Origin of the sequence: Bradyrhizobium sp. CW1, assembly GCF_023100665.1 — a bacterium.
In the GTDB taxonomy this organism is placed as follows: domain Bacteria; phylum Pseudomonadota; class Alphaproteobacteria; order Rhizobiales; family Xanthobacteraceae; genus Bradyrhizobium; species Bradyrhizobium canariense_D.
The window spans coordinates 991343-1012481 of the sequence record NZ_CP064684.1 but is presented as its reverse complement, the minus strand read 5'-3'; the positions used below and the strand labels follow the sequence as shown (position 1 = coordinate 1012481).

Below are 21139 nucleotides of genomic sequence, written 5' to 3'. Positions count from 1 at the left end.
CTCCGTAACCGAGACGAGGCTTCCATGAGCACGCTCCAACCGACCGTTAATACCACGGCCGATATCCCCGCTCCCGTCGCGGCCCCCGCAACGCCCGCCGTCTCGACCAAGACCTGGATCGCCGTGATCGGCGCGACGCTCGGCGCCTTCATGGCGGTGCTGAACATCCAGATCGTCAATGCCTCACTCGCCGATATCCAGGGCGCGATCGGCGCCGGCATTGATGACGGCGGCTGGATCTCGACCTCCTATCTGATCGCGGAGATCGTGGTGATCCCGCTGTCCGGCTGGCTGGCGCAGGTGTTCTCGATCCGCATCTATCTCCTCACCAATGCGGTCCTGTTCCTGGTCCTGTCAGCCGCCTGTGCGTTGGCGCAAGACCTGCCGCAGATGATCGTGCTGCGGGCGGTGCAAGGGTTTACCGGCGGCGTGCTGATTCCGATGGCGTTCACACTCATCATCACATTGCTGCCGCGCGCCAAGCAACCCGTGGGCCTTGCGCTGTTCGCGCTGTCGGCGACGTTCGCGCCCGCGATCGGCCCGACCATCGGCGGCTATCTCACCGAGAATTTTGGCTGGCAGTACATCTTCTATGTCAACGTTGTCCCCGGCACGATCATGGTCGGCATGCTCTGGTACGCGCTCGATGCAAAGCCCATGAAGCTGTCGTTGCTGCGCGACGGCGACTGGGCCGGCATCATCACCATGGCGATCGGATTGTCGGCGCTGCAGACCGTGCTCGAGGAAGGCAACAAAGACGACTGGTTCGGCTCGCCCTTCATCGTCAAGCTGTCCGTCATCGCGGCCGTGGCGCTGAGCGCCTTCCTGATCATCGAGCTCACCGTGAAGAAGCCGCTCCTGAACCTGCGTCTGCTGGTCCGCCGCAATTTCGGCTTCGGCATGCTCGCGAATTTCCTGCTGGGAATCGCGCTCTACGGCTCGGTGTTCATCCTGCCGCAATATCTGGCCCGCATCCAGGGCTACAATGCCGAGCAGATCGGCATGGTGCTGGCTTGGACCGGCCTGCCGCAGCTGGTGCTGATCCCGCTGGTCCCGCGGTTGATGCAGAAGCTCGATGCGCGGCTCATCATCGGCGTCGGCTTCGTCCTGTTCGCGGCCTCCAACTTTATGAACATCTACATGACCGGCAACTATGCCGCCGATCAATTGCTCTGGCCCAATGTGGTTCGTGCGATCGGCCAGGCGCTGGTAATGGCGCCGCTGTCTGCGGTGGCGACCTCAGGCATCGAACCGGAGAACGCGGGCTCGGCCTCCGGCCTGTTCAACATGATGCGCAACCTCGGCGGCGCCGTCGGCATCGCGCTGTTGCAGACCCTGCTGACCAAGCGCGAGCAGTATCACTCCAACGTGCTGATGCAGTCAGTCTCGCTGTTCGAGCAGGCGACGCGGACGCGGCTGGAACAGCTCACCCAATACTTCGTCAATCACGGCATTCTCGATCGGGCGGACGCGTTGCATCGCGCCTATGTTGCGATCGGCCATATCGTGCAGAAGCAGGCCTATATCCTCGCCTTCAGCGACACCTTTTATCTGCTCGGCGTGGCCCTGATCGTCGCGCTGATCGCCACCCTCTTCCTGAAGAAGGCCGGCCACGCCTCGGCCGGCGGCGCCCACTGACGTCAACCCAGCCAGCAAGGAGAACGACCATGAAACCCCGCATGAATTTCTACCAGGCCGCACCCGACACGATGAAGGCGCTGATGGCACTGGAAGAGCAGATCCAGTCGACGGGCCTTGAGAAATCGTTGATCGAGCTCGTCAAGATCCGGGCGTCACAGATCAACGGCTGCGCCTTCTGCATCAACATGCACACCGAGGACGCCCGCAAGCGCGGCGAGACCGAGCAGCGCATCTATCTGCTCAACGCCTGGCGCGAATCACCGCTCTACACCGACCGCGAGCGCGCGGCGCTGGCCTGGACGGAATCAGTGACGCTGATCTCCGAGACGCACGCGCCTGATGACGTCTACGAGCAGGTCCGCCCGCAATTCTCCGACGCGGAGACGGTGAACCTGACCATGCTGATCGGCGCCATCAATGCCTGGAACCGAATCGCGATCGCGTTCCGTGCGGTTCATCCGGTGAAGGTGAAGGCATCGGTGGCGTGAGGTGCTGATGTGTGGAGGCCAAACTGCCTCAATACATTCGCCTGTCATGCCCCGGCTTAACCGGGGCATCCAGTACGCCGCGGCTTCTCGAGTCCAGCACTCCCGTCACGGAGTACTGGATCGCCCGGTCAAGCCGGGCGATGACGGCGGTAGGTAGCTTAAACCGCCGTCGCCTTCGCGAACTCCACGTAGATCTCGCGCAGCCGCATGGCGATCGGGCCGGGCTTGCCGTCGCCGACCTTCTTGCCGTCGATCGCAACCACCGGCTGGACGAACAGCGACGCCGAGGTGGCGAAGGCTTCCTTGGCGGCGAGCGCCTCGGCGACCGTGAAGGAACGCTCTTCGACGCGGAGCTGACGCTCTTCCGCCAGCGCCACCACCGCCTTGCGGGTGCAGCCCGGCAGGATCGCGTTGGAGTTCTTGCGGGTCACGATGACGTCGTCCTGGGTCAGGATGAACGCTGAAGACGAACCGCCTTCGGTGACGTAACCGTCTTCCAGCATCCAGGCTTCGCCCGCACCGGCTTCGGCCGCGGCCTGCTTTGCCAGCACTTGCGCCAGCAATGCTACGCTCTTGATGTCACGCCGCTCCCAGCGGATGTCGGGCACGGTGATCACATTGATGCCGGTCTTGGCCGAGGCGGCGTTGATGATGTCCTTCTCCGACGTGAACATCACCAGGCTCGACTTGACGTCGCCCTTGGGGAAGGCGAAGTCGCGGCCCTTGTCGGCGCCGCGGGTGACCTGGAGATAGACGAGGCCGTTCTCGACCTTGTTGCGTGCAATCAGCTCCTGCTGGATCTCGGTGATGCGCTCGACCGTCTCCGGGAGCCTCAGCTTGATCTCGCCGACCGAGCGCTCCAGCCGCGCCAGATGCGAGGCATTGTCGACCAACTTGCCGTCGAGCACGGCCGAGACCTCATAGATGCCGTCGGCGAACAGGAAGCCGCGATCGAGGACCGAAATTTTGGCGTCCGAAAGCGGGACGAATGAGCCGTTGACATAGGCGATCGGATCCAAGGCAGGTCTCCTGGCGGGAATAGGGATTACCCGCTGGTATAAGGGATTTGTCGGTGCCACGAAACCCTCAACCCGTCATTCCCGACCGGCGCCAGGAGGCACGTCGCGGAATGACAGTGGGATCAATGCGACAGAATCTTCGACAAGAACTTCTGCGCGCGGTCGCTGCGGGGCTTGCCGAAGAAATCGTCCTTCGGGGCGTCCTCGACGATCTCGCCGCGGTCCATGAAGATCACGCGGTTGGCGACCTTGCGGGCAAAGCCCATCTCGTGCGTCACGACCATCATGGTCATGCCCTCATGGGCGAGGTCTACCATGACGTCGAGCACCTCGCTCACCATTTCGGGGTCGAGCGCCGAGGTCGGCTCGTCGAACAGCATGACGATGGGATCCATCGCGAGCGCGCGGGCGATCGCCACGCGCTGCTGCTGGCCGCCGGACAGGTTCGCGGGAAATTTTTGCGCCTGTTCCTTCAGGCCGACCCGCTCCAGCAGCTGCATGCCTTTCGCCACCGCCTTGTCGCGCGACCGGTCGAGCACCTTCTGCTGCGCGAGGCAGAGATTATCAATGATCTTCAGATGCGGAAACAGCTCGAAGTGCTGAAAAACCATGCCGACACGCGCGCGCAGCTTGGGCAGATTGGTCCTGGGGTCGTTGACCTTAGTGCCATCGACGCTGATGTCGCCTTTCTGGAATGGCTCCAGCGCGTTGACGCATTTTATCAGCGTCGACTTGCCTGATCCCGACGGACCGCAGACCACGACCACCTCGCCCTTGGCGACGCTGGTGGTGCAGTCGGTCAGCACCTGGAAGGCCGGGCTGTACCATTTGTCGACGTGGCTGATCTCGATCATGGCAAACTCTATCGAATGATGGCGATGCGCGCCTGCAGGCGGCGAACGCCGAAGGACGCGATACAGGAGATGGTGAAGTAGACGATCGCTGCGAATAGATACATTTCGACCAGACGGCCGTCGCGCTGCGCGACCTTGCTAGCCGCACCGAGGAAATCGGTGATCGACAGCACATAGACCAGTGAGGTGTCCTGGAACAGCACGATGGTCTGCGTGATCAGGACCGGCAGCATGTTGCGGAAGGCCTGCGGCAGAACGACGTAGCGCATGGTCTGGGCGTAGGTCAGGCCGAGCGCGTTGGCTGCGGCCGGCTGGCCGCGCGAGATCGACTGGATGCCGGCACGCATGATCTCGGAGAAGTACGCGGCCTCGAACATGATGAAGGTGATGAGCGAGGACGCGAACGCGCCGACACTGATCGGACGCGACGCGCCAGTTACCCATTGCCCGATATAGGGCACCAGGAAGTAGAACCAGAAGATCACCAGCACCAGCGGCAGCGAGCGCATGAAGTCGACATAGACGCCCGCGATGCGGCCCAGCACCTTGTAGCCGGACAGCCGCATCAGCGCGATCGCCGTGCCGAAGACGAGGCCGCCGAGTGCAGCAAGCCCGGTCAGCATCAGCGTGAACGTCATGCCCTCATAGAATAGATAGGGCAGCGTGCGGATGATGACCCCGAAATCAAAATTGCTGAACATGGCGCTACTTCCCCGTGATGTAGCCGGGGATCGCGACCCAGCGCTCGAGGAAGCGCATCGCGGTCACGACGACGGCGTTGACGAGGAGATAGAGGATGGTCGCAGCGGTGAAGGCCTCGAACACCTGGAACGAGAATTCCTGCATCGAGCGCGCCTGGCCGGTCAGTTCGAGCAAACCAATGGTGATGGCCACAGCCGTGTTCTTGATGGTGTTGAGGAACTCGGACGTCAGCGGCGGCAGGATGATGCGAAAAGCCATCGGCAGCAGGATGTAGCGATAAGCCTGCAGGGTCGTCAGGCCGAGTGCGGTCGCCGCCATCTTCTGCCCGCGCGGCAGCGATCCGATGCCGGCCTGCAACTGCACGGCGACGCGCGCCGACATGAAGAACCCGATGCCAATCGCGGCCGTCCAGAACGGCGCGTTCGGCAGTTGTTTCAGCCACAATCCCGCGGACCTTGGCAACACTTCCGGCAGCACGAAAAACCACAGGAAGAGCTGCACCAGCAGCGGCATATTGCGGAAGAATTCAACATAGGCAAAGCCGAACCAGTACGCTCCCTTCGACGGCAGTGTGCGCATCACGCCGACGATCGATCCGGTGATCAGCGCGATGATCCAGGCGAGCGCACCCGTCTTGAGGGTCAGCACCAGGCCCGACAACAGCATGTCGAGATAGGTGCCGGTCCCCATCGGGTTCGGCTGGAAAAAGATTCCCCAGTTCCAGTTGTAGTTCACGTGTCCCCCGCGCGAACGCGCCAGTCATCGATGTCCTGGCGCCTATGCAAATGTCCGGCCATCCTGGAGTCAAGATGGCCGGACACGATCCCGATCGAAAGATCGAGGTTATAGCTTACTTATAATCGTCCGGGTTTGGCGAGTCCGTCGGCTTGGCAAACTCGTTCTTCAGCTCGGCCGAGATCGGCGTGTTGAGATTGAGGCCCTTCGGCGGGATCTTCTGCGTGAACCACTTGTCGTAGATCTTCTGGCCCTCGCCGGAGGTGTAGAGCGCAGCGGTCGCCGCGTCGACGACCTTCTTGAAGGCCGCGTCGTCCTTGCGCAGCATGATGCCGTAGGGCTCAGGCTTGGAGAACGCGTCCTTGGAGATGACGTAGTCATCGGGCGACTTCGAGCCGGCAACGAGGCTCGCGAGCAGGATATCATCCATCACGAAGGCGACCGCACGGTCGGTCTCGACCATCAGGAAGGCCTCGGCGTGGTCCTTGGCCGGAATGATGTTTGCGCCGAGGCTTTTTGCAACATTGGCCTCGGTGAGCTGTTTGATGTTGGTGGTGCCGGCAGTGGAAACCACCGATTTTCCCTTGAGGTCGTCAATCGCCTTCAGGCCACTCGACTTCTTGAAGACGTAGCGGCTGGCGGTCAAATAATGGGTGTTGGTGAAGGCAACCTGCTTCTGGCGCTCGGCATTGTTGGTGGTCGAGCCGCATTCGAGATCGATGGTGCCGTTCGCCATCAGCGGGATCCGGGTCGCCGAGGTCACCGGATTGAGCTTGACCTCGAGCTTGTCGAGCTTGAGCTCCTTCTTCACGGCGTCGACGATCTTGTAGCAGATGTCCATCGCGTAGCCGATGGGCTTCTGGTTGTCGTCGAGATAAGAGAACGGGATCGAGGAGTCGCGGAAGCCGAGCGTAATGGCGCCGGTGTCCTTGATGTTCTTGAGCGTGCCGGTCAGCTCCTCGGCCCCGGCCTGGCCGACGGCGAAGGTCGCGGCGAGCGCGAGGCCGATGCTACGGAAATGTTTCACGTTTTGGTCCCCTTTCAGGATGATGCCGGCGGGATGCAAGCACAAATTGGGTTGGAATAGAATGTGACTTTTGGCTGGATCGCGGCTCCGGTTAACGGCTCAGGCCGGCGGGCGCGTTAGCGGGCTTGTTAGCGGGCTTGGCAATTCCCCGAGATCCCAGAACAGGCCGGCCATCACCGTCAAGGCCTCTTCGGTCAATGGCAGCAGGATGTGCTCATTGGGCGCATGCTGGGAGCAGCCGGGATAGGAGTGCGGCACCCAGATCGTCGGCAGGCCCAATATCTCGGAAAACACGTCATTGGGCAGCGAGCCGCCGAAATTCGGCAGCACCGCCGGCACTTTGCCGGTGGTCTCCTTCACCGAATTCGCCGCCCATGCGATCCAGGGGCTGTCGAAATCGGTGCGCGATGCCGCGAAGCTCTGTGCGGCCCGCACTTCGACCATCGGAAAACCCCTTTCGACAAGATGCGCACGGACGGCTTCGATCAGGCCGTCGACCTTGGTGCCGACCACGAAGCGCAGTTGCAGCACGGCATTGGCGTGGCCGGGAATGGCGTTGGCCGGCTTCTCGATGTTTCCCGACGACATCGCCAGCACTTCGAGCGTGTTCCAGGCATAGAGCCGCTCGGCCGCCGAAAGACCCTCCTCGCCCCAGTTCTCGGCCAACGCCGGCTCGTCCTCGGTCGGCACCACCTGCACGTCCGCAAGATAGCTGCGGATCTGGTTGGTGAGGCGCGGCGGCTTCAGCGCGTCCAGCTGAAGGCGGCCGTGGCCGTCGACCAGCGTCGAGATCGCGTTGACCAGAATGGTCGCTGGGTTGGCGAGCACACCGCCCCAATTGCCGGAGTGATGGCCGCCGTCGCGAAGGTTCACATCGAGATGAATGCGGATGCCGCCACGGCAGCCGAGGAATAGGGTCGGACGGTCGGCGGACAGGCGCGGCCCGTCGGAGGCCACGAACAGATCGGCCTTGAGCGCATCGCGATTGAGATCGCAGACCTTGCCGAGATCCGGCGAGCCGATCTCCTCGCCCATCTCGAGGATGAACTTGGCGTTGAAGCCGAGCTTGCCGCCGCGGGCCTCGCGCACCGCGCGGAGTGCCGCCATGTTGATGCTGTGCTGGCCCTTGTTGTCGGCGGTGCCGCGACCGTAGAGACGCGTGCCCGAAACCGTGGTGCGCCAGGGATCGCGGCCGTCGCGCCACTCGCCTTCCATCCCGTCAACGACGTCGCCATGGCCGTAGATCAGCACGGTCGGCGCCGTCTCACTTTCGCGGCGTTCGGCGAACAGGAACGGCGCCTTGCCGCTGGGAGATTCGATCATCCGGCTTTCGAAATCGAGCGCGGCAAAAGCGGGCACCATCTCCTGTTCCAGATAGGCGCGCAGCTCGACGCTCCGGTTCGGATTCTGGCTCTCGGTCTGGTAGGCGACGCGGCGGTCGAGTTCGGCGAGGAACGCGCCCGATTCAAAATCGTCACGGGCGCGGGCGATGGCATCGGCTCTGGTCATTATTTTCTTTTTTAGGTTGCGAGGCGAAGGAGCATACCCGATACGGGCAGGCCTCCGAAAGTGGCGGGGACTTCGATAGTCTTGGGATTTCGTTCTTGCTCTCTTGAGATTGGCTTGCCAAGCGCGGCAGCGCCGCTGATTTTGGCCTTGCCAACGTCGCGCTATATGCAAGAACTTCGCCAAGTTCGGGCGCAGCTCTATCATTCGAAGAGCGCCCGGTACAGGGCGCCGGGGGACCATCATGGCCAAGCAGATCAGGCTCAATGCATTTGCGATGAATTGCGTCGCGCACCAATCACCGGGCTTGTGGACCCATCCGCGCGACCGCACTGCCGAATATAACCGCCTGCCCTATTGGATCGATCTTGCCAGAACGCTGGAGCGCGGCCGTTTCGACGGACTGTTCCTGGCCGACGTGCTCGGCGTCTATGACGTCTACGGCAACAGTCCTGACGCAGCCTTGCGCAACGCAGCCCAGTCGCCCTCGAACGATCCGCTGCTGCTGCTGTCGGCAATGGCCGCCGTGACGCAGAATCTCGGCTTCGGCGTCACCAGCAATCTCTCCTTCGAGCCGCCCTATCCGTTCGCGCGGCGGATGTCGACGCTCGATCATCTCACCGAGGGGCGTATCGGCTGGAACGTCGTCACCGGCTATCTCGACAGCGCCGCGCGCGGCGCCGGCAAGGACAAGCAGATCGGGCACGACGACCGCTACGAGATCGCGGACGAATATATGGAGGTCGTCTACAAGCTCTGGGAAGGGAGTTGGGAGGACGACGCCGTGCTGCGCGACCGCACGCGCGGCATCTTCACCGATCCCACAAAGGTCCATCGCGTCAACCACGAGGGCGCGAACTACCGCATCAACAACACCATCCACCTGAGCGAACCGTCGCCGCAGCGGACGCCCGTGCTGTATCAGGCCGGCACCTCGCCGCGCGGACGGCAGTTCGCGGCACGGCACGCCGAATGCGTGTTCATGTCGGGGCCGTCAGCCAAGGTGATCGCGCCGCGCGTATCGGCGATCCGTCAGGAGGCCGCCGCGTTCGGCCGCAATCCGGCGGAAATCCTGATGTTCTCGATGATGACGATCATCCTCGGGCGGACGGAAGCCGAAGCGAACGAAAAATATGCCGACTATCGCCGCCACATCAGCCCGGAAGGCGCGCTGGCGCTGATGTCGGGATGGACCGGAATCGACTTCTCCGGCTACGAGCTCGATCAGCAGGTGCGCCATGTTCAGAACGATGCCGGCCGCAGCGCACTCGATAACGTCACCCGCGCCGATCCCGATCGCGTCTGGACCGTGCGCGACGTCATCGAGCATGTCGGCGTCGGCGGCGCAGGTCCCGTCGTGGTCGGCACGCCGGAAATGGTCGCGGACAAGATCGAGGCGTGGTTCGAGGCGACCGATGTCGACGGCCTCAACGTCGCCTTCGCGATCTCACCCGGCGATTTCGAGGACATCGCCGACATGCTGGTGCCGGAGCTGACGCGACGCGGGCGGTACAAGGCGGAGTACGCGCAGGGCACGCTACGCGAGAAGCTGTTCGGCGAGGGGCGGGCGCGGCTAGGTGCGCCGCATCCGGCGGCAGGGTTCAGAGTGGGGAGAAAGGGGTAGCGCCGCTAGGTACGCTGTCATGCCCCGGCTTGACCGGGACATCCAGTACGCCGCAGCGTCTCGACTCAATCACCGCCGGCTCTGGAATACTGGATCAGCCGCCTTCGCGGGTGATCACGACTGATAATGTGGCGGCACCAATGCCGCAGGTGACGCTGCCCTACAGCTTCCCGTCCACCATCACCTCGATCAGTTTCGTCCCCGGCCGGCCAAACGCCGACGCCAGCGTCGCCTTCAACTCTCGGGGATCGCTGACTTTGATTGCCTCACATCCCAGCGCCTTAGCCACGCCCGCGAAATCCACCGGCGGATCGACAAAATCCATGCCGACGTAATTGTCGTCGCCGTGGAAGGCGAGCAGGCGCTGCTTGATGATGCGGTAGCCGCCATTGTTGGCAATGACCACATTGAGCGGCAGCTTGTGATGCGCCGCTGTCCACAGCGACTGGATCGAATACATCGCGCTGCCGTCGCCGGAGAAGCAGACCACCGGGCGATCGGGATTGGCGATGCTGGCGCCGACGGAGGCCGGCAGGCCCCAGCCGATGCCGCCGGAGGCAAGGCCGTGATAGCCGAAGCGATCGCGGTGCGCACGCAAGGCCGTGATCTGGCGGCTCGAGGTGAGGCCTTCGTCCACGAGGATGGCATTAGCGGGCATGGCCTCGACCATTTGCAGCACCAGCCAGTCCGGATCGATGGGGCTGCGGTCCGCGGCCTTGCCGATCTGCTCGACCAGCGCGGTGCGCCGCGCGGTCCAGTTCCTCGGCGCGAGTTCGGTCAGCCGTTGCTTCGCGCGGCTCGCCAGGGCAGCGCCGCCCATCTCCTTCAACACCGGGATCAGCGCGCGCAGCGTTTCCTTCAAATCCGCCTTCAGCGCGATCTCAGCCCCGTAGTTCTTGGCGATCTCCCAATCGCCGAGGCCGATCTGCACGATGCCAAGGCCCTCCGGCAGCGCGTCGACCTCGCTGTAGACCGACATCCGCAAGGGATCGCCGCCGAGCGCGATCAAGAGGTCGAAGGGCGCAAGCGTGTCGCGCGCGACTTTCTGGACACGTGCCAGCGTGCCGACGAAGCTCGGGCTCTCCGAGAGGAAGTGCGAGCCATAGGGCGTCGAGGATTGGTAGGCAGCCGCGCCGAGTAGTTCTGCGAGTTCGGCGGCCTCCATCAGCGCATCGCTCTTGACCACTTCGTCCATGGTGACGATCACGGGACGCTCGGCCCTGAGCAGTCGGGCGGCGAACGCCTTCAGTGCCTCATCCGATGGTCTTGTGCGAGCGTCAATGCGGGTGGAGCGACCGAGATCGATCCCTGCCTCGCTGTTGAGGATATCGCCGGGCAATGAAATGAACACCGGCCCGGTCGGCGGGGTGGTTGCGACTTTTGCGGCGCGGCGCACGATGCGCGGCAGATCCTCGAGCCGCGTCACCTCGACCGCCCATTTCACCAGCGGCTCGGCCATGCGCACCAGCGGCCCATACAGCACCGGCTCCATCAGTCCGTGGCCCTGCTCCTGCTGGCCCGCGGTCAGGATCATCGGCGTGCCCGTGAACTGGGCGTTGTAGAGCGAGCCCATCGCGTTGCCGAGGCCGGGCGCGACATGGACGTTGCAGGCGACCAGCTTTCCGGAGGCGCGGCTATAGCCATCCGCGATCGCCACCACCAGGCTCTCCTGCATCGCCATCACATAGGCGAGGTCAGGGTGATCCTTCAGCGCATGCATGATCGGCAGCTCGGTGGTGCCGGGATTGCCGAACAGATGCGTGATGCCCTCGTCCTTGAGCAACGCGAGAAAGGCGGAGCGGCCGGTGATCTTGTTCTTCATGTTTCCTCCAGAGGCGGACGTTGCCGCAAGGCAAAAAGCATGATGGCCGAAATCGCGGGAGGCGCGCAAGGAAGCGCGGTCATGGCTGCGTTGCGTGGGACAGCGCTACATCTCCTCGCGCCCCAACTCGAACGGATCCTCGCCGCTCGCCCGCTTCTTTTTTTTCGAGCGCTGCCAGACCACACCGGGAAAGCCTTTCAGCGGCACCAGCGGCTCGCCGGTATAGGTCCATTCCTGCAGCTCTTCGATCGCGATGTGATAGAGCGGCTGGCGGCCGGTGCGTTCCCTAAACAGCGCACGGGGGATGTTGACCATATGCGGCCCGCGCGGGCGCTCATATGCGATCGGCGTGCCGCAATGCGCGCAGAAGCTGCGCGCGGTCTTCGTTGCCTTGTCCTCGTAGCGCGTCAGCGCCGTCTTACCTGCGGTGATGCGAAACCGCTTCTTCCAGCTTCCGACATAGGTTGCATAGGCGGCGCCGTGGGCGCGACGGCTGGCGGCGGAGTGATCGTGCCAGGCCCAGCGTGCGGGAACGTCGATCTCGAAGGTAACCCTGCCGCAGAGGCACTGGCCGGTGGCTATACCTGCGGCGGCTGCGGCTTTGGCCATTGTCTCTCCTCTCGTCATTGCGAGCGCAGCGAAGCAATTCAGAGTCTTGCCGCCGAGGCAGTCTGGATTGCTTCGCTGCGCTCGCAATGACGGAGTTCGTGGTGTCAGTCGGGGCAACACAATAACTCTGTAGCCCGGATGAGCGAAGCGACATCCGGGAAGACCAGAGCTTGAGTGAACCCCGGATATCGCTTTGCTCATCCGGGCTACAGCAGTGTCAGACCGGCGTCAGTTCGTCGTACGCGGGATAATCCGTATAACCCTTCTCCTCGCCACCGTAAAACGTCGCACGGTTATACGGCGTGAGAGGGTAATCGTGCTGCAGGCGGAGCGGCAGATCGGGGTTGGAGATGAAGATGCGGCCGAAGGCGATGATGTCAGCATGCCCCTCCGCAATGGCGGCGTTCGCGGTCTCGCCGGTAAATCCGCCGGCGGTCATCAGCACGCCGCTGTAGAGCGGGCGGAACAGCAGCATCGCCGACGGCACGTTCTGCCAGTTGACTTCGGCGCGCCCCGAGCCGCTGGAGCGCGGTTCGATGAAATGCAGATAGGCAAGACCGAGCTTGTCGAGCGCGTTGACCACGTGCGTGTAGAGCGGCATCGGATCGGGCTCGCCGGAATCATTGGCGATGCCGTGGGGCGACAGCCGCACGCCGACGCGGCCCGCGCCCCAGACGTCGATCGCGGCCTCGGTCACTTCGAGCAGAAGCCGCGCGCGGTTCTCGATCGAACCGCCATATTGATCGGTGCGCTGGTTGCTGCGTGATTGCAGGAATTGCTCGAGCAGATAGCCGTTGGCGCCGTGGATCTCGACCCCGTCGAAGCCGGCGGCCAGCGCGTTCTTCGCACCCTGCCTGAAGGCCTCGACGATGCCCTTGACTTCATCCGTGTCCAGCGCGCGCGGCGTCTCATAGTTGGAGATCTTGCCGTCGGCAGTCATCGCCTTCATGCCTTCGGCCTTGATCGGGATCGCGGAGGCCGAGACCGGCAGCTCCCCGCCGTGGAAGGAGGAATGCGAGACGCGGCCGACGTGCCAGAGCTGGAGAAAGATGATGCCGCCCTTGGCGTGCACGGCGTCGACCACCTTGCGCCAGCCCGCGATCTGCGTCTCCGAATAGATGCCGGGCGTCGCTGGATTACCGCGGCCGTGCGAGAGCACGGGCGAGGCCTCGGCGATGAGCAGGCCGCCTTGGGTGGCGCGCTGGCCGTAATATTCGGCGTTGAGCGGCCGCGGCGAAAAGCTCTCGCGCTCGGCCCTCATGCGCGTCAACGGCGCCATCGCGACGCGATGCGCGAGCGTGTACGGACCGACCTGCAACGGTTGAAACAACGCCTCGAATTTCATGCTGGCCTCGAATGGCGAAGGAAGGATGCGCATCATATAGCGAGGGGCGGCTACCGAGAGAAGGCGCCGCCCCTGCAAAAGCAGATATTCCCTCCCGCGGAACGCGGGAAAGACCAGTGTTACGCCGTCTTGATCCACACCGCCTTCACGTTGAGATATTCCTCGACGTGCTGCTTGCCGGATTCGCGGCCGTAGCCGCTCATCTTGTAGCCGCCGAAGGGCACGGCCGGGTCCATCGCCTGGTAGCAGTTCACCCACACCGAACCGGCACGGAGCCTCTTCGCGACCGCATGCGCCTTGCTGACGTCCCGCGTCCACAGGCCCGAGCCGAGACCGAACGTGGTGGCGTTGGCGCGCTTGACCAGCTCGTCCATGTCCTTGAACGCGATCGCCGAAATGACGGGACCAAAGATCTCCTCCTGCGCGATGCGCATATTGTCCTGGACGCCCGCGAACACTGTCGGCGAGACGAAGAAGCCTTTTGCAAGCGCGCCTTCGGTGACGCGGCCACCGCCGGCAAGCGCCCGCGCGCCTTCCTTTTGGCCGATGTCGAGATAGCTGGTGACGCGCTCGAGCTGTTGCTCGGACACCAGCGGTCCGATCTGGGTGTTGGGATCGAGGCCGTTGCCGACCTGCAGTTTCTTGCCGAACTCGGCCACGCGGCCGACGAACTCCTCATAGATCGACTGCTCGACGAAAAGCCGGGTGCCGGCGCTGCAGATCTGTCCCGAATTGGCGAACACCGCCATCGCAGCGCCCGGCACGGCCGCATCGAGATCGGCATCCGCGAACACGATGTCCGGCGACTTGCCGCCGAGCTCGAGCGAGACGCGCTTGAGGTTGCCGGCCGAGGCGCGGATGATCGACTGGCCCGTGACATGCGAGCCGGTGAAGGCAACCTTGTCGACGTCGTGGTGTGCGGCAAGCGCCGCGCCCGCAGTCTCGCCATAGCCAGGCACGACGTTGATGACGCCGGGCGGAACGCCCGCTTCCATCGCCAGCTCGGCGATGCGCAGCGAGGTCAGCGGCGCTTCTTCGGCCGGTTTGAGCACGACGGTGCAGCCGGTCGCGATCGCCGGACCGATCTTCCAGATCGTCGCAGTCAGCGGACCATTCCAGGGAATGATGGCGCCGACGACGCCGATCGGCTCCTTCAGCGTGTAGGAGAAGATTTCGCCGGGCAGCGAGTTCTCGATGGTCTCGCCATGGATCGCGGTGGTCTGGCCGGCATAATAGCGCAGCATGCCGACGGCGCGCAGGCGATAGGCACGGGTACGGCTGAGCGGCGCGCCCATGTCGAGCGTGTCGAGCTGCGACAATTCGTCGAAATTCTTCTCGACGAAGTCGGCAAGCTTCAGGAGCAGATTCTGCCGCTCGAACGGCTTGACCTTGCTCCAGGGCCCTTCGAAGGCGCGGCGAGCGGCAGCAACTGCGCGATCGATATCTTCCTTGTCGCCCTCGGCCACTGTTGCGAGCAGTTCGCCGGTCGCGGGGTTGTGGGTCTCGAAGCGCTTGCCTGAGGCAGCATCGACCCACTTCCCGTCGATCAGCATCTGCTTGTAGGATCCGTTGGCGAATGGATGGCGCGTGATCGGAATAGCCTGCGACACAGCCATGGCTGAACTCCCTGTCAATGATTGATTGGTTCGATCTGGGTGGGATCGTTGATCGATAGAATACTGCGATGCCGGACAGGCGTAAAGTAGAGGCGTAGAGTCGGCGCGGAACGAACACCTCCCATGCCGACTTGTGCGGGGTCGCGCGAGTGCCATGTTATAGCACGACCGAGCCCCTCCCCGGAGACCGATCCATGCCACATCCCGCGATCATCAAAGACAATGTTGCCGTGATCACCGGTGGCGCGTCCGGCATCGGATTCGCCGCCGCCGCAGCCTTCGCGCGAAACGGCGTGAAGGTGTGTATCGCCGATGTGGATCAGGCGCGGCTGGCGGACGCCGCGACAAGACTCTCATCCCTCACGTCCGCCGCACATGTGATGACCTTCGCGATTGACGTCAGCAAGGCCGAGAGCGTGATGGAACTGGAGCGCGCCGTCCACGAGCGCTTCGGCGGCACCGACATCCTCATGAACAATGCGGGCATCCAGCCCGGCAGCACGCTGTTCGGCGAACCCAACAACTGGCAGCGCATCATCGGCGTCAACATGTGGGGCATCATCAACGGCTCGCGCACCTTCGCGCCCAACATGATCGCGCGCGGCAGCGCGGGGCTCATCATCAACACCGGGTCGAAGCAGGGCATCACCACCCCGCCCGGCGATCCCGCCTACAACGTCTCCAAGGCAGGCGTGAAAGCTTTTACGGAAGCGCTCCAGCACGAGCTGCGCAACACTGCGGGTTGCCGCATCACCGCGCATCTGCTGATTCCCGGCTTCGTCTTTACGGGCCTTACCGCGAAGGGCCGCACAGAGAAGCCGGCCGGCGCCTGGACGGCCGAGCAGACCGTGAATTTCATGTTGGCGCGGCTGGAGGCCGGGGATTTCTACATTCTGTGCCCGGACAACGATGTCCCGCGCGCGCTCGATGAAAAGCGCATGCTGTGGGCCGCCGGCGACATCGTGGAGAACCGCCCGCCGCTGTCACGCTGGCACCCGGACCATGCGGATGCATTCGCGAAGTTCGTGAAGGGGGATTAGGCGTTTTTCCTTCTCCCCTTGTGGGAGAAGGTGGCGCGAAGCGCCGGATGAGGGGTTGCATCCGCAAATTCAGGAGCAGTGTCTCTCGCAGAGAGAAACCCCTCGCCCGTCTCGCCGCTATGCGGCGAGCCACCCTCTCCCACAGGGGGAGAGGGCGAAGAAACCTACAGCGTCTCTTGCTGATGCCCGCAATTCTTGCAGGCGAACTTGATGCGGGTCTGGCCCTTTGGCGCCTGCACACGGTTCGGGGCGCCGCATTTACCACAGACGGCCTCGATGCGAGTATCGCCCTGCTTGACGACGACGGTTTTCTTTTCCATCGATTCGCGGATCAGGCGCTCGGCCTCCTCACGCAGTGATTGTTTCGACAAAGCTCGTCTCCGCCATAAATGCGGGCGAGGCTTATCCCACCTGCGGCGAAATCACAATCCGAAACGGCTGCTCAGACCTCGACAATCACGTAGCTGTCCTCGACATGCACCGGAAAGGTCTCGGCAACATACGGGCCTTTCTGGAGTTCCTCGCCTCGCTCCACCGCGACCGGATATGACTTAATCTTGACGCGCTTCGGGTCGAACCAGGATTGGCCGTTGCGCATGTCGAACTCCCAGCCATGCCAGGGACAGCGCAGCATCTCGCCGACGCGCGAGCGCTGATAGATGCCGGGCTCGGGCGAGGTCAGTCGCGCGACACAGGCCGCTTTCTCCAGCGGCGCGCCTTCGTGCGGGCAGCGGTTCAGCAAAGCGAAGAACTCGCCATTGACGTGGAACACGACAATGTCGCGGCCGGCGACATCGACGACCTTGTTGCCACCGGGTGGGATCTCCGAGGTGGACGCGACGATGTGACGGGCCATCCGTGCAGACCTTCTCAGAACTTGTAGACCGCGCGGGCATTGGTGCTGAAGATCTTCCTTCGCTCGGCCTCCGTCAGTGGCGTCTTGAACGCAAAGCGCGGATCGTCGAAATCCCAGTGCGGATAGTCCGACGAGAACAGGAGACGGTCGATGCCGACCCATTCGATCAACGAGCGCAGGTGCCGGGCTTCGTCAGGTTCGTCGATCGGTTGCGTCGTGAACCAGAAATGCTCGCGGACATATTCCGACGGCTTGCGCTTGAGATGCGGCACCTCGCTGCGAAACCGCTCAAAATGCTGGTCCATTCGCCACACCGCGGACGGGATCCAGCCGAAGCCGCCCTCGATAAAGACAAACTTCAATTTCGGAAAACGCTCCGGCACACCCTCGATCACGAGGCTGGCAAGCTGCGCCGCAATGGTGTGCGCGTTGGACTGGTGCTCCTCGACATAATAGGACGGCCAGCCGCCACCGGTCGGCGCATGCCCGCCATAGCCGCCGACATGGATGCCGAGCGGCAGGTCCAGTTCTTGGGCACGCTCGTAGATCGGCCAGTAGCGGCGGCGGCCCAACGGCTCGTTGGCGCGCGGCGAGACGTTGATCTGGACGTATTCGCCGATTTTCGCGCAGCGTTCGATCTCGGCAATGGCGAGATCGACGCCGTCCTGCCCGACCAGGATCGAAGCCTTCAGGCGCGGGTCGCGATGCGACCAGAACGCCAGTTGCCAGTCGTTGATGGCACGCTGGATCGCGGCGCCGAATTCGAGGTTCTGCTGCGAGAAGATGAAGAGATCGAGCACCTGCAAAATCCCGAACTCGACATCGAGCGGATCGAGATGCTGCTTCTGCATGAAGGCGAGATCCGAACCGGGCGGCCCGCCGGTCGGCGGCCAGGCATCGCGCCGCGCGATCAGCGGCGAAGAGCGCGGATAGGGCGTGGTGAACAGATAGGGCGTGCGCAAATGGCTGCCATATTCCTTCAGATGCTGCTGCCAGCGCTTTGGCAGAAACTCGTTGAGATCGTCGAACGAATGCAGGCTCGGATGAACGTCGCAATCGACGATGCGCAGCCGCGAAGCGGCAGGCTTTTCGTCTTCTCGTAGTGGGCGGTCGATGACGTCACTCATGCGAAACTCCGGTCTAGTTGGCGAGCGACAGCCGCGGAAACGTCTCCAGCGGGTTGTCGACGCACATCTTCGAGATGATGCTGTTCGGCAGGTCCGGCGGGATCGGATCGTCGCCGTCGAACTGCCAGTGCGGATAGTCGGACGCGAACAGGAACATCTTGTCCGAGCCGATCTGGTCGATGATCTCCTCGACGCTTTTGGCGTCGCCCGGCGCGTCGAACGGCTGCATTGTGACACGAAAACTGTCGCGGATGATCGCTGCCGGCTCGCGCTCGACCCAGGGCACCTCGACGCGCACGCCGCGCCAGGTCTTGTTGGCGCGCCACATGAAAGCCGGGAGCCAGCTCACGCCGGATTCCATCAGCACGACCTTGAGGTCCGGAAACTTGCCGAACACGCCCTCATAGATCAGGCTCAGGATCTGCGCCTGAAATGCCTGCGCCTCGACGAAGTAATATTCGTAGCGGTGCGACGGCCATCCGGCCGAGCTCGGCGCCTGCCGATATTGCGTGCCGGCGTGGATCGCGAGCGGCAGCTTGTACTTTTCCGCGAGCCGATAGACCGGCCAGAAATGCCGGCGTCCCAGCAGCGTCTCGCCCTGCGCCAGCACGAGGATCGACACGAAGCGGTGATCGCCGGCGCGGCGCTCGATCTCCTCGACCGCCAGATCCGGATCCTGCATCGGCACCACGATCGAGGCACGCAAGCGCGCATCGCGCGACAGCCACTCAGTCGCGATCCAGTCGTTGATCGCCCTGCAGAAGTCGGCCGCCATGTAGGGATCGAACACGGCCTGAGCGCCGTAGAGCACGTTGAGAATCGCGTGGCTGGCACCCAACTGCTCGAATGCGCCCTTCTGTACCATCGCAAGATCGGAACCAGGCTTTGCGCCGTTCGCCGGACGCCAGTCGGCGCGGCCCGCCAGCGGCATGCTGGGCGGATAGGAGGTGAGATCGAGCCCGTCGATGGCGCGGCTCACGACCTGCTCTTTCCAGTGATCGCTGAGATACGGCAGCAGCGTCGTGCGCGTGCCACCAACCGCCGGGTGGATGTCGCAGTCGATCCGCGTCACCGCCATGAAGTTCCTCGCCGAGATCTTGTAAGCACATCTTTTTGGCGGCATTCTTTGTGTGCCGCTCGTGCAGAGTGCTCCGGCCGCTGCCGGTGCGCAAGAGCGCACGCCCGCGCGATCCGTCATGGCTCGGTTGCATTTCGCTGGCGCGATAAGGTTTGACGGAATGCATCCGGCGCGAAGCAGCGGAACAAATTGCTCCGCTGCTTCCTTGCGTATTGTCATGCCTCTCAGGCCGCCTTGGAGACTTCCATCAGCAGACGTTCCGCCTTGGCATCCTCGATGCGGTTCACCATCCGGCTACTTTCATGGTTGTCCCGGACCGTCTTGGTCAGGGTGATGCAAGTCTGGATCAACATGACGATGCCCATGGTGAGATAACCCTTCATCCAGAGGTCGATCGGCAGGAAGAAGATGCCGATGGCGATGAGGAAGGCGGAGGCTGCGAAGGACACGTAAGTGAAAGTCACCCAGGCGCCGCTGTGGGGCTGGCCATTCTGGTTCATGATGGTCTCCTGTTGGTTCGAATGATGATGGGTTTGGGATCAGACCGTCGGCGTGCGCTTGGACTTCAACCGTGCCAGCACGTCGTCCGCGGTCGTCTTGAGCCTGGGGCCAAAACCCTGCTCGGCGAGTTTTTCGGCGGTGGCGAGCGGACCGGTGGCCGCATCGAGCTCGACCAGCGCGTCGTCGGCGGCCTGGGCTTCCATCTGCCGCTCACGAAGACGCCTCAAAGTGCTCTCCGCCTCCGGCAGCGTGGATTCGTAGGGGCGTGCCGCCTCGATGCCGCTGCGGCGAAGCGAGCGCACCGCTTCCGAGGCACGGGCGACGCGGCGGCCGCGGTCGAGCTCGGTGATGCGGGCCTGCGCGCTTGCGACGTGCCGCTTCAGCCGCGCGATTTCGGTTGCGAACAGTGCGCGGGCCGTCAGCGCCGCATCGCGATCGGCCTCCAGGCCCGCGATGGCTTCGGCAGCATCGTTGGCGAGATCCTCGCGGTCCCCGTCGAGCGCCGCGACCGCGCGCATCTCGAGATCAGCGATGCGGGCGACGGTCGCCTCGAGCTTGCGAGCTTCCTGCTGGTCCTGCGCAATCGCCAGCGCAAGGGTCCGTTTGCCGCGCTCGACGGCCGCGGCCGCGTCGCGCATCTGTTGATCGAGGATCAGAAGGGCCGTCCGGTCTTCCAGCTCCTCGCTGGCGGCGGCCACGCTGCCGCGGAAAAGTGTCACTACGGTCTTGAACATCTGAAGCTCCCTGTTATGAGCGTTGCTCACGGATGGTTTGTAGCAAGAAACTTGAACATCGTTCAAGGAATATTTGAGCGACGCTCAAGAATTTGGTTTGCAGATGACTAAGCCATTGGAACGCCGAGAGAAACTTCGATCCGATTTGATCCTGGCGGCGGAACGAATGATCGCCGACAGGGGATTGGCGGGTTTAAAGACCCGCGATCTCGCCCGCGAGATCGGCTGCGCCAACGGCGCGGTCTACAATCTCGTCGCCGATGTCGATGAACTGATCCTGCGCGTGGGCTCGCGCACTTTGCTTCGGCTCGACCGGGCCCTGAGCGCGGCGGAAAGCGCGCGCGAGCCGTCGCCGCAGGAGACCCTGGTCCGCATTGCTCTCGCCTATTGCGATTTCGCCGCGGAGAATCTCGAACTGTGGCGCGCTCTGTTCGAGCACCGCATGGCAGCCGACAAGCCCCTCCCCGACTGGTCCATCGACGACCAGCTGCAGCTGTTTCGCCACGTCTACCAGCCGCTGGCCGCGCTATTTCCAAAACGCAGTCGGGAGGAGCTCGGCATCACCGCGCGCAGCCTGTTCTCGGCGGTGCATGGCATGGTGGCGCTGGGACTGGAGCAGAAACTGGTCGCGGTGCCGCTGCCGGCGCTCCGGAAGGAAATCGCGGGCCTGGTGCGCGCGATGATTGACGGGCTGATCGCGCGGGCGGCGTAGGGGCCGAGAGAGCACGGCTCAACTGTCGGCGTGCCTGACTAAAATTTCACCTGTCGCGTCGTGTGCCGCGCGCTTAGCTTCGCGAGGTCCACTTTCCTCTCCG

General features: G+C 63.5%; 21 protein-coding genes. 5 read left to right on the top strand and 16 right to left on the bottom strand.

What is annotated here, in order from left to right; translation table 11 throughout:
* The first annotated feature begins 24 nt into the window (after window positions 1–24).
* Both IVB54_RS04785 and IVB54_RS04780 read left to right on the top strand, forming a co-directional pair.
* Entirely contained in the window at window positions 25–1638 is a 1614-nt protein-coding gene (locus IVB54_RS04785) for an MDR family MFS transporter (protein WP_018453386.1), read from the top strand.
* Between the two features lie 29 nt (window positions 1639–1667).
* The gene (locus IVB54_RS04780; protein ID WP_026232523.1) at window positions 1668–2129 is read left to right on the top strand and encodes a carboxymuconolactone decarboxylase family protein; all 462 of its coding nucleotides are present in this window, start codon (window positions 1668–1670) and stop codon (window positions 2127–2129) included.
* 158 nt (window positions 2130–2287) lie between these two features.
* On the opposite strand, the gene IVB54_RS04775 is transcribed toward IVB54_RS04780, so the two are convergent.
* From IVB54_RS04775 to IVB54_RS04750, 6 genes are all read right to left on the bottom strand, one after another.
* Window positions 2288–3148 (bottom strand): D-amino-acid transaminase, encoded by an 861-nt coding sequence (locus IVB54_RS04775; RefSeq protein WP_018453384.1) that lies wholly within the window; start codon window positions 3146–3148, stop codon window positions 2288–2290.
* Window positions 3149–3270: 122 nt separating this feature from the next.
* On the bottom strand, window positions 3271–4002 hold the full coding sequence (locus tag IVB54_RS04770) for an amino acid ABC transporter ATP-binding protein (protein WP_018453383.1): 732 nt from the start codon (window positions 4000–4002) through the stop codon (window positions 3271–3273).
* 8 nt (window positions 4003–4010) lie between these two features.
* On the bottom strand, window positions 4011–4703 hold the full coding sequence (locus IVB54_RS04765; RefSeq protein ID WP_018453382.1) for an ABC transporter permease subunit: 693 nt from the start codon (window positions 4701–4703) through the stop codon (window positions 4011–4013).
* Window positions 4704–4707: 4 nt separating this feature from the next.
* Window positions 4708–5439, bottom strand: coding sequence for an amino acid ABC transporter permease (locus IVB54_RS04760; protein ID WP_026232522.1), 732 nt, complete (start codon window positions 5437–5439; stop codon window positions 4708–4710).
* 115 nt (window positions 5440–5554) lie between these two features.
* The gene (locus IVB54_RS04755; protein ID WP_026232521.1) at window positions 5555–6466 is read right to left on the bottom strand and encodes an amino acid ABC transporter substrate-binding protein; all 912 of its coding nucleotides are present in this window, start codon (window positions 6464–6466) and stop codon (window positions 5555–5557) included.
* Between the two features lie 99 nt (window positions 6467–6565).
* Window positions 6566–7975, bottom strand: a complete 1410-nt coding sequence (locus tag IVB54_RS04750) for a M20 family metallopeptidase (protein ID WP_018453379.1) — start codon at window positions 7973–7975, stop codon at window positions 6566–6568.
* Between the two features lie 241 nt (window positions 7976–8216).
* Here IVB54_RS04750 and IVB54_RS04745 point away from each other — a divergent pair, with 241 nt between their 5' ends.
* The gene (locus IVB54_RS04745; RefSeq protein ID WP_018453378.1) at window positions 8217–9596 is read left to right on the top strand and encodes an LLM class flavin-dependent oxidoreductase; all 1380 of its coding nucleotides are present in this window, start codon (window positions 8217–8219) and stop codon (window positions 9594–9596) included.
* Window positions 9597–9756: 160 nt separating this feature from the next.
* Here the strand turns inward: IVB54_RS04745 and IVB54_RS04740 are convergent, their stop codons facing one another.
* From IVB54_RS04740 to IVB54_RS04725, 4 genes are all read right to left on the bottom strand, one after another.
* Complete coding sequence (locus IVB54_RS04740; protein WP_018453377.1) at window positions 9757–11418, bottom strand: thiamine pyrophosphate-binding protein; 1662 nt, start codon at window positions 11416–11418, stop codon at window positions 9757–9759.
* A gap of 105 nt (window positions 11419–11523) precedes the next feature.
* Window positions 11524–12027 (bottom strand): GFA family protein, encoded by a 504-nt coding sequence (locus tag IVB54_RS04735; RefSeq protein ID WP_018453376.1) that lies wholly within the window; start codon window positions 12025–12027, stop codon window positions 11524–11526.
* 217 nt (window positions 12028–12244) lie between these two features.
* Window positions 12245–13372, bottom strand: coding sequence for an alkene reductase (locus IVB54_RS04730; RefSeq protein ID WP_026232520.1), 1128 nt, complete (start codon window positions 13370–13372; stop codon window positions 12245–12247).
* A 119-nt stretch (window positions 13373–13491) separates the two neighbouring features.
* Window positions 13492–14988, bottom strand: a complete 1497-nt coding sequence (locus tag IVB54_RS04725; RefSeq protein WP_247777086.1) for an aldehyde dehydrogenase family protein — start codon at window positions 14986–14988, stop codon at window positions 13492–13494.
* A 194-nt stretch (window positions 14989–15182) separates the two neighbouring features.
* On the opposite strand from IVB54_RS04725, the gene IVB54_RS04720 reads away from it, so the two are divergent.
* A complete protein-coding gene (locus IVB54_RS04720; RefSeq protein ID WP_018453373.1) occupies window positions 15183–16028 on the top strand; it encodes an SDR family NAD(P)-dependent oxidoreductase in 846 nt (281 codons plus the stop codon).
* 164 nt (window positions 16029–16192) lie between these two features.
* On the opposite strand, the gene IVB54_RS04715 is transcribed toward IVB54_RS04720, so the two are convergent.
* The 6 genes from IVB54_RS04715 to IVB54_RS04690 form a co-directional block, all read right to left on the bottom strand.
* Window positions 16193–16399 (bottom strand): hypothetical protein, encoded by a 207-nt coding sequence (locus IVB54_RS04715; protein ID WP_007615092.1) that lies wholly within the window; start codon window positions 16397–16399, stop codon window positions 16193–16195.
* A gap of 71 nt (window positions 16400–16470) precedes the next feature.
* Complete coding sequence (locus IVB54_RS04710) at window positions 16471–16884, bottom strand: Rieske (2Fe-2S) protein (protein WP_018453372.1); 414 nt, start codon at window positions 16882–16884, stop codon at window positions 16471–16473.
* A gap of 14 nt (window positions 16885–16898) precedes the next feature.
* Window positions 16899–18011, bottom strand: a complete 1113-nt coding sequence (locus tag IVB54_RS04705) for an amidohydrolase family protein (protein WP_085385450.1) — start codon at window positions 18009–18011, stop codon at window positions 16899–16901.
* A gap of 13 nt (window positions 18012–18024) precedes the next feature.
* A complete protein-coding gene (locus IVB54_RS04700) occupies window positions 18025–19089 on the bottom strand; it encodes an amidohydrolase family protein (RefSeq protein ID WP_018453370.1) in 1065 nt (354 codons plus the stop codon).
* Window positions 19090–19313: 224 nt separating this feature from the next.
* Complete coding sequence (locus IVB54_RS04695; RefSeq protein ID WP_007615098.1) at window positions 19314–19589, bottom strand: YiaA/YiaB family inner membrane protein; 276 nt, start codon at window positions 19587–19589, stop codon at window positions 19314–19316.
* Window positions 19590–19628: 39 nt separating this feature from the next.
* The gene (locus IVB54_RS04690) at window positions 19629–20324 is read right to left on the bottom strand and encodes a PspA/IM30 family protein (protein ID WP_018453369.1); all 696 of its coding nucleotides are present in this window, start codon (window positions 20322–20324) and stop codon (window positions 19629–19631) included.
* Between the two features lie 103 nt (window positions 20325–20427).
* Between IVB54_RS04690 and IVB54_RS04685 the strand changes: the two genes are divergently transcribed.
* Window positions 20428–21036, top strand: a complete 609-nt coding sequence (locus tag IVB54_RS04685; protein ID WP_026232519.1) for a TetR/AcrR family transcriptional regulator — start codon at window positions 20428–20430, stop codon at window positions 21034–21036.
* Window positions 21037–21139: the final 103 nt, after the last annotated feature.

Excerpts from the sequence above, each read along its gene's own strand:
- IVB54_RS04745 (WP_018453378.1), top strand. The coding sequence starts at position 8,217 with ATGGCCAAGCAGATCAGGCTCAATGCATTTGCGATGAATTGCGTCGCG.
- IVB54_RS04780 (WP_026232523.1), top strand. The coding sequence starts at position 1,668 with ATGAAACCCCGCATGAATTTCTACCAGGCCGCACCCGACACGATGAAG.
- IVB54_RS04740 (WP_018453377.1), bottom strand. The coding sequence starts at position 11,418 with ATGAAGAACAAGATCACCGGCCGCTCCGCCTTTCTCGCGTTGCTCAAG.
- IVB54_RS04705 (WP_085385450.1), bottom strand. The coding sequence starts at position 18,011 with ATGAGTGACGTCATCGACCGCCCACTACGAGAAGACGAAAAGCCTGCC.
- IVB54_RS04725 (WP_247777086.1), bottom strand. The coding sequence starts at position 14,988 with ATGGCTGTGTCGCAGGCTATTCCGATCACGCGCCATCCATTCGCCAAC.
- IVB54_RS04765 (WP_018453382.1), bottom strand. The coding sequence starts at position 4,703 with ATGTTCAGCAATTTTGATTTCGGGGTCATCATCCGCACGCTGCCCTAT.
- IVB54_RS04685 (WP_026232519.1), top strand. The coding sequence starts at position 20,428 with ATGACTAAGCCATTGGAACGCCGAGAGAAACTTCGATCCGATTTGATC.
- IVB54_RS04695 (WP_007615098.1), bottom strand. The coding sequence starts at position 19,589 with ATGAACCAGAATGGCCAGCCCCACAGCGGCGCCTGGGTGACTTTCACT.
- IVB54_RS04785 (WP_018453386.1), top strand. The coding sequence starts at position 25 with ATGAGCACGCTCCAACCGACCGTTAATACCACGGCCGATATCCCCGCT.
- IVB54_RS04770 (WP_018453383.1), bottom strand. The coding sequence starts at position 4,002 with ATGATCGAGATCAGCCACGTCGACAAATGGTACAGCCCGGCCTTCCAG.
- IVB54_RS04700 (WP_018453370.1), bottom strand. The coding sequence starts at position 19,089 with ATGGCGGTGACGCGGATCGACTGCGACATCCACCCGGCGGTTGGTGGC.
- IVB54_RS04720 (WP_018453373.1), top strand. The coding sequence starts at position 15,183 with ATGCCACATCCCGCGATCATCAAAGACAATGTTGCCGTGATCACCGGT.
- IVB54_RS04730 (WP_026232520.1), bottom strand. The coding sequence starts at position 13,372 with ATGAAATTCGAGGCGTTGTTTCAACCGTTGCAGGTCGGTCCGTACACG.
- IVB54_RS04750 (WP_018453379.1), bottom strand. The coding sequence starts at position 7,975 with ATGACCAGAGCCGATGCCATCGCCCGCGCCCGTGACGATTTTGAATCG.
- IVB54_RS04690 (WP_018453369.1), bottom strand. The coding sequence starts at position 20,324 with ATGTTCAAGACCGTAGTGACACTTTTCCGCGGCAGCGTGGCCGCCGCC.
- IVB54_RS04710 (WP_018453372.1), bottom strand. The coding sequence starts at position 16,884 with ATGGCCCGTCACATCGTCGCGTCCACCTCGGAGATCCCACCCGGTGGC.
- IVB54_RS04735 (WP_018453376.1), bottom strand. The coding sequence starts at position 12,027 with ATGGCCAAAGCCGCAGCCGCCGCAGGTATAGCCACCGGCCAGTGCCTC.